Source organism: Dyella choica (genome assembly GCF_003977665.1).
Lineage (GTDB): Bacteria > Pseudomonadota > Gammaproteobacteria > Xanthomonadales > Rhodanobacteraceae > Dyella_B > Dyella_B choica.
Genome location: NZ_RYYV01000027.1, coordinates 36740 through 42796, shown reverse-complemented (window position 1 = coordinate 42796; position 6057 = coordinate 36740). Strand labels below are relative to the sequence as shown.

General features: G+C 61.5%; 7 protein-coding genes. 3 read left to right on the top strand and 4 right to left on the bottom strand.

All coding sequences use genetic code 11. The annotated features are described in order from the left end of the window. Positions 1-457 precede the first annotated feature (457 nt). Together EKH80_RS21395 and EKH80_RS21390 are read left to right on the top strand one after the other, a co-directional pair. Positions 458-2383 (top strand): glycosyltransferase family protein, encoded by a 1926-nt coding sequence (locus EKH80_RS21395; RefSeq protein ID WP_126686833.1) that lies wholly within the window; start codon positions 458-460, stop codon positions 2381-2383. A 25-nt stretch (positions 2384-2408) separates the two neighbouring features. Beyond that, a complete protein-coding gene (locus EKH80_RS21390) occupies positions 2409-3233 on the top strand; it encodes a CHAD domain-containing protein (RefSeq protein WP_126686832.1) in 825 nt (274 codons plus the stop codon). A gap of 10 nt (positions 3234-3243) precedes the next feature. Here EKH80_RS21390 and EKH80_RS21385 read toward each other — a convergent pair whose 3' ends face one another. Further along, complete coding sequence (locus tag EKH80_RS21385) at positions 3244-3741, bottom strand: universal stress protein (protein WP_230473869.1); 498 nt, start codon at positions 3739-3741, stop codon at positions 3244-3246. A gap of 163 nt (positions 3742-3904) precedes the next feature. Between EKH80_RS21385 and EKH80_RS21380 the strand changes: the two genes are divergently transcribed. Then, positions 3905-4735, top strand: a complete 831-nt coding sequence (locus EKH80_RS21380) for an NAD-dependent protein deacetylase (protein ID WP_126686831.1) — start codon at positions 3905-3907, stop codon at positions 4733-4735. 77 nt (positions 4736-4812) lie between these two features. Here EKH80_RS21380 and tadA read toward each other — a convergent pair whose 3' ends face one another. From tadA to EKH80_RS21365, 3 genes are all read right to left on the bottom strand, one after another. After that, complete coding sequence (gene tadA, locus EKH80_RS21375; RefSeq protein WP_126686830.1) at positions 4813-5307, bottom strand: tRNA adenosine(34) deaminase TadA; 495 nt, start codon at positions 5305-5307, stop codon at positions 4813-4815. A gap of 75 nt (positions 5308-5382) precedes the next feature. Next, positions 5383-5778, bottom strand: a complete 396-nt coding sequence (locus EKH80_RS21370) for a type II toxin-antitoxin system VapC family toxin (RefSeq protein ID WP_126686829.1) — start codon at positions 5776-5778, stop codon at positions 5383-5385. After that, entirely contained in the window at positions 5775-6020 is a 246-nt protein-coding gene (locus EKH80_RS21365) for an AbrB/MazE/SpoVT family DNA-binding domain-containing protein (protein WP_126686828.1), read from the bottom strand. The genes EKH80_RS21370 and EKH80_RS21365 overlap by 4 nt, the downstream gene beginning before the upstream one ends. Positions 6021-6057: the final 37 nt, after the last annotated feature.

Below are 6057 nucleotides of genomic sequence, written 5' to 3'. Positions count from 1 at the left end.
CGCAGACCTGGCTGCCGGCTTACTCCGATCCCGCCCCTTGCCGGAGCGGGATCTACGAAACCCTACTGAGACTCGACGCTAATCAAGTGCTTGGCAGGGGAGGGTTGGGGTGGGGTTGTACGAGCTTGCCGTCGCGTTTGAGCTTGCCGCGAGGTTGCTTCACCCCACCCCAACCCTCCCCTACTACACGTAGGGGAGGGAGCAGATACCTGCCAGCTGAGACATAGCTAATCAGATCACCAGCCGAACCGACCAAGGCTTCTTGCTCAAGAAACGCCCACTCCAGGAATTTATGCCAAAATCCGGAGCCAGCATCGGCGTGCGATAGCCTTGCCGCCGAACAGGGGATCCACCCAGGACACCTTTGCGTCGCCGCGTCGGCGGGGGCGTCGTCCTGCGTGTTTTCCATTCGGCGGAATTCCGCTATCACCTTTTGGATTGATGTAGGAGCGAGTGCGTGAATCAAGGGTTGCGGGCGCCGGCGCGGTGGCAGGCTTTTGTCTATGGATGGATCGCGTTGATCGCTTGTGCAGGGGCTTTTGTAGGGCTTTCCGCCAGTGGCCTATGGATCGACGAGCTATTTACGGTCCATGTGGTCCATCAAGATGGCGGCTACGGTGAAGTGTTTCGGCGCGCGCTGACTGATGCGCATCCCCCGTTTTACTACTTCTTCCTGTATGCCTGGACGCACCTGGCCGGACTGTCGGAGACGGCATTGCGCTTGCCGAGCGCCGTATTGGCCGTCGCATCCCTTGTCATCTTCGCGCTGGGTACGCGGCGCGTGCTGAGCCACACCGCCATCGCGTTCGCATGCGCGGTGGCAGGAGTGTCCGCGTTCTGGTTCGAGCAGTCGCAGAACGCGCGCAGCTACGGGCTTTGCCTGGTACTTTCCAGCAGCCTGTTGTCGATCGCCCTCGCCTTTCGCCGCCGGGTGGAAGCCCGTGCGGATTTTCCTTACGCGCACTGGATGGCGCTGAGCCTGCTGGGCCTGATCGCCAGCCTCACGCATGCCTATCTGCTGCTGGCAACGGGCATGCTGCTGCTGTTTCTTTTGCTCAGCCTGCCTTCCTGGCGTATTCGTGGCGCACTGGTGGCGACTGGGCTGGTAATACTCGCGTTCAATGTCGCGTACTACCGGATGATGGTCCACTCGACCCAGTTGGATCTGGACAGTTCCTGGTTCAGCAACAGCGCCAGCTTCTTCGGACAGCAGATTCGCGATGCGTTGCATGGCTTGATGCAGCGGCAAGTGATTGCCGTAACCGGGTTGCTGGTGCTGTTCGGTATCCGGCAAAAAGTGCTGGGCAATGCGTATTTCGCCTACGACGAACGAGACACGCGATGGGCAGTCAGGCTGGCCGCCTTCGTGTTGATCGGCATCACTGTTTGCGGCATCGGTGTATCGGTGGCTGTCGCTCCCTCGCTATCGGACCGCAACCTGCTTACCTGCGTGCCGTTCGCATGGTTGCTGATGGGCCGCCTTTATGACGCTGCCGGCCCCCGTGGCTACACGCGCAGCAGCGTGATCGTCGCCGTGCTCGCCATGTTGATGGTGGGCAGCTATCTGTGTCGGCTGCCGGGACGTGCGTTGCCTCAGCGTGAAAGCTGGCGGGCGTCGGCACAATACATTGCGCGTCTGCCCGGCTGCAGCGGCCAGCTGGTGCCGGCGATCCTTCCGTACCATTTCGGCGCCTCGCCGTATTTCCGCGCGCTCGCCGAGCAGGACTTCTTCGGCTATTACATGCCGCCTGGCACGCCGATCCGCGCCTACATGCCGGCGGAGTTGGCCGCGCGTCATCCGGTGCAAGAGCTGCCGTCGCTGCTCGCCTCGCGCGCAGCCAACGCCGAAAGCGGCGGCTGCAGTCTGCTTGCATGGGGCGTGCACGATATCGATGAGCCATCGGCCTTGAAGATTGCACTGGATCTCGCGCGTCAGCCGGGCGTCGCGCCACGGCGGGTACTGTTGCAGCAATTCATCGACTATCACCCAAGATATCTGCGCTGGAATGCGGTGCCGGAGGCTTTTGTCTACGTTGCGATCCCACCGGCCGCAGCTGGTACCCAGGTTGCGCAACCACAAGCGCCGGAAGTTCAGCTGGACAAGGGCAACGCCGCGTCAGTCGGCGATCGCGTCGTGGTGCAGTACCTGAACACGTATACCAATCCGACCCAGCCGGTATATCAGGTCGACGTCTACGCCATCCAGAGCTGGAACAAGCACCAGGCGGTGCATCAGGACTTCCTGGCCGTCCATCGCTTGACATGCGATGCACGCGTCTCCAAGTCCAATTGGGGTGTCTGGCCTGATCCGGCTTATCCAGGCTGCAGCACCCTGCCGCCGCCGACTTCGGCCAGGAACATCAACGAGATGATCGCCCCTTAAGCGAAATTCCCGGAGCCTGTCTGGGATGATGAACAAGACCAAGCGCGACGGCCTGCCGGCCTTGGGACCCTCCTTGGAGCTGCTCGCAGCCCGAGAGTGCCGTTCGCTGCTGCGCGCGCTGGCCGTGCGCAAACGACGACAAGAAGGCATTCACCAGGCGCGCAAATCGTGCCGTCGCCTGCGCAGCCTGCTGCCCTTGCTGCCACCCGGGCAACCGACCGGTGCCGTGAACCGGCGCCTGCGAGAGCTGGCGCATGGCCTTGCTCCATTGCGCGATGCGCACATCGCCGCACACACGGCGAAACTGCTGGCTACTGCGCATGAAACCTGGATCACGCCCGAGGTGATCCACGCGCTCGAACACCGGTGCGAGCAAATACTCGACGACGCGCTCAAGCAAGATCCCCAATGGCGGCAACGGCGAGCCGATGCGCAACGAATCATCACATCGATCCATGCGCTTGCCTGGGCCGACATTCGCCCTGCCCTGGCAATGAAAACCTTGAAACGCAGCCAACGGCGCGTGAAAAAGGCGCATGGCAAAGCGCTTGCTTCGCGCGTACCCGATGCCTTGCATCGTTGGCGGCGGCGCGCGCGCAAGCTTCGCTATCAGCTGGAATTCGTCCGCAAGGCGCGTCGCATGGCAGGGATGAAGAAACGCCGCACCCAAAGCTATGGTGCCCGGGCCAGGCAGCTATCGGCGTTGACCGATCAACTGGGCTGGCGCCAGGATTTTCAGATTTTCCTCGGTGCCATCGAACAGCTTCCGGACTCCACCGACGTACGAGCGTTACGCCGGCAGTTGCCCAACAAGTCGGCAAGCTGGTCACAAGCCGAGCCACATACGTAGCTGCGTAGTCTCAATGGCACACCAACACTGGGATGTCGCAGCATCCCAGCACCCGGTTCGTTTCGCTGCCCAGCAGCATACGGTCGAACGTGGCATAGCCATGCGTACTCATCACGATGAGATCACAATGTTGCTTTTTGGCCGCACCAACGATGGCCACATAGGGGCGACGATCGAAAGCATAGCCACCGTGGCAGGCCACTCCGGCCTTATTCGCCATTTCCTCGATTTCGGCCAGGCGGTGCTGCGCGCGCACCACCGCCCGCTCGACATGTGAATCTTCCGTGTGCTGAATGACGTCAGATAAATAGGCGACCGTGGCAAGCGGTGCCAAGACGTGAAAAGCGTAAATACGGGCACCCAGCGAACGCGCTAGTCCGATGCCAAGTTCTGCCGCGTGCATGGCGTAATCGGAACCATCGGTAGGAACCAGGATATGCGAGAACATGATGCCTCCTCTGGAGCGCAACGCCGCCGAACGCATCGCTTTCTTCATGACGTCGGCCATGGCTGCCACTGGCGCGTCGCGTGCCTGGCCCGACTTGAGATGAGTTTACACCCGGCAAACCAGGGCGCATGGAATATGCGCCGCGGACGCCGCGCGGTTTTCGCTTGAGTTAATGCTGCCGGCGCCCCATCTGAAGGCGGGTCCCGACCCTATTGAGGCAAACATGACGTCGGCGCAAACGCAGTCCCAGGAAAAGAACGAAGGCTTGCAGCACTTCGTCGCCCGGCATCGCCGCCTGTTCGTGCTGACCGGCGCCGGCTGCAGTACGGATTCGGGCATTCCGGACTATCGCGACATTGAAGGCGGCTGGAAGCGTGCCCAGCCGGTGACGTATCAGGCGTTCATGGGTGAAGCGCTGACGCGCCAACGCTATTGGGCGCGTAGCCTGATCGGCTGGCGGCGCTTCGGCAAAGCCTTGCCCAACCTGACCCACCATGCACTGGCCCGCCTTGAGCAACGCGACAAGCTCACCCTGCTGCTGACGCAGAACGTGGATGGCCTGCATCAGCAGGCAGGCAATCAGGCGGTCGTGGACCTGCACGGACGGCTGGATATGGTGCGCTGCATGGGGTGCGAGCGCCGATCGCCGCGCCATGAGCTGCAGCAAGCTCTGCTGACGCTCAATCCGGCCTGGGCCCCCCTCGATGCCGGCGACGCGCCGGACGGTGATGCGGACCTGGATGGCCATGACTTCAACACCTTCAACGTGCCGTTCTGTGAAGACTGCGGCGGCATCCTCAAACCAGACGTGGTGTTCTTCGGCGAAAACGTACCGCGCGATCGCGTGGCGAGGGCGATGCAGGCGCTGGAAGCCGCCGACGCCATGCTGGTGGTGGGTTCATCACTGATGGTGTTTTCCGGCTACCGCTTCGCCCATGCCGCCGCCAAGGCCGGCAAGCCGATTGCCGCGGTCAACCTGGGGCGCACTCGCGCCGATCCGCTGCTGAGCCTGAAAGTGGAACGCCCTTGCGCCGATGCCCTCGCGTTTCTGTAGGCTGGGATGACCATCCCAGCATTGCCAGCTGCACGAAGCTGGGATTGTCATCCCAGCCTACGAAACTACGAAACGCTTCAGCGGCGCGCGCGGAAGAAGTCGCGTAACAGCGCCGCCGACTCTTCCGCCAGCAAGCCGCCCTGTACTTCGATCCGATGGTTGTGGCGATCGGAAATCAACGTATCGAACACGCTGCCGGCCGCGCCGGTCTTGGGATCGGTGGTGCCGTACACCACCCGCCCCACGCGCGCATGCACCAGCGCCATCGAGCACATGGCACAAGGCTCCAGCGTCACATACAGAGTGGCGCCGACGATGCGGTAATTCGCCAATTTTTCCCCGGCCGCGCGCAAAGCCATGATTTCCGCGTGAGCGGTGGGATCGTGCAGGGTGATGTTGCGGTTCCAGCCCAGGCCGACGATCTGCCCGTCCTGCACCAGCACGGCGCCCACCGGCACTTCGTTTTCGGCGTCGCGAGCATGCGCGGCTAGCTGCAAGGCGCGCCGCATATAGGCTTGATCCTCGGCGCTGAATTCAGGCAAATGGGGATTGCTGTTCGACTCGTCAGCCATTTCAGTGATTTATATGGTTTGCTTTAGGCACGCTAGACGAGCTAGACCTACCTGCTCGATCGGCACAAATATGGCTTACTTGATCAGTCGCATGCCGGTTGATTTGGCCGCTTTGGTGTCAAACGTAGCGGTGTATTCGCAGTGCGCTTCGTGACATGCTCGTTCGATCAAACAGTCGGCGAAATCCGCAGAAGAGCTCACGTAGAGTCGTAACGCCTTCCACACCGTCTCTGCTGCTTCTACAACCACTTCCTTAGTGCGAAGCAGTGTCTCGATCACCCGCGCGATCTCGACACGCTCGACGCGGTAAGCACGACCAAGCACCCAGATGACCTCAACAAGCGCCACCTGCGAAACGTAACCAGGACGCTCGGGCGTCAATGATTCGATAAGTGCGCCTGCTTTCCTGGCCTGCACGGGGTCGTCCTGCGCGAAATATCGCACCAGCACATTCGTGTCGAGACCGATCATCGAGCCGAGCCCCCTTGCTCGGCAATCGCCGCATTCATCTCCTCGATAGTCACCGGCTTGGCGGGCTTGCGGATGATGCCCTTGAGAGCAGTGACCGAGCGCGTAGCAGGTACCACCTCATACCGACCCGTTTCCTCATTCAGAACGAATTCGATCCGGTCTCCGGTCGCAAGTCCAAGATGGTCTCGCACATCCACGGGGATCGTAACCTGCCCCTTCGATGTTATGGTGGCGGAAGCCATGTTCACCTCCTTACTCTCTCATTCCTTACTTTGAGGT

Excerpts from the sequence above, each read along its gene's own strand:
- EKH80_RS21370 (WP_126686829.1), bottom strand. The coding sequence starts at position 5,778 with ATGATCGGTCTCGACACGAATGTGCTGGTGCGATATTTCGCGCAGGAC.
- EKH80_RS21380 (WP_126686831.1), top strand. The coding sequence starts at position 3,905 with ATGACGTCGGCGCAAACGCAGTCCCAGGAAAAGAACGAAGGCTTGCAG.
- EKH80_RS21385 (WP_230473869.1), bottom strand. The coding sequence starts at position 3,741 with ATGGCCGACGTCATGAAGAAAGCGATGCGTTCGGCGGCGTTGCGCTCC.
- tadA (WP_126686830.1), bottom strand. The coding sequence starts at position 5,307 with ATGGCTGACGAGTCGAACAGCAATCCCCATTTGCCTGAATTCAGCGCC.
- EKH80_RS21365 (WP_126686828.1), bottom strand. The coding sequence starts at position 6,020 with ATGGCTTCCGCCACCATAACATCGAAGGGGCAGGTTACGATCCCCGTG.
- EKH80_RS21390 (WP_126686832.1), top strand. The coding sequence starts at position 2,409 with ATGATGAACAAGACCAAGCGCGACGGCCTGCCGGCCTTGGGACCCTCC.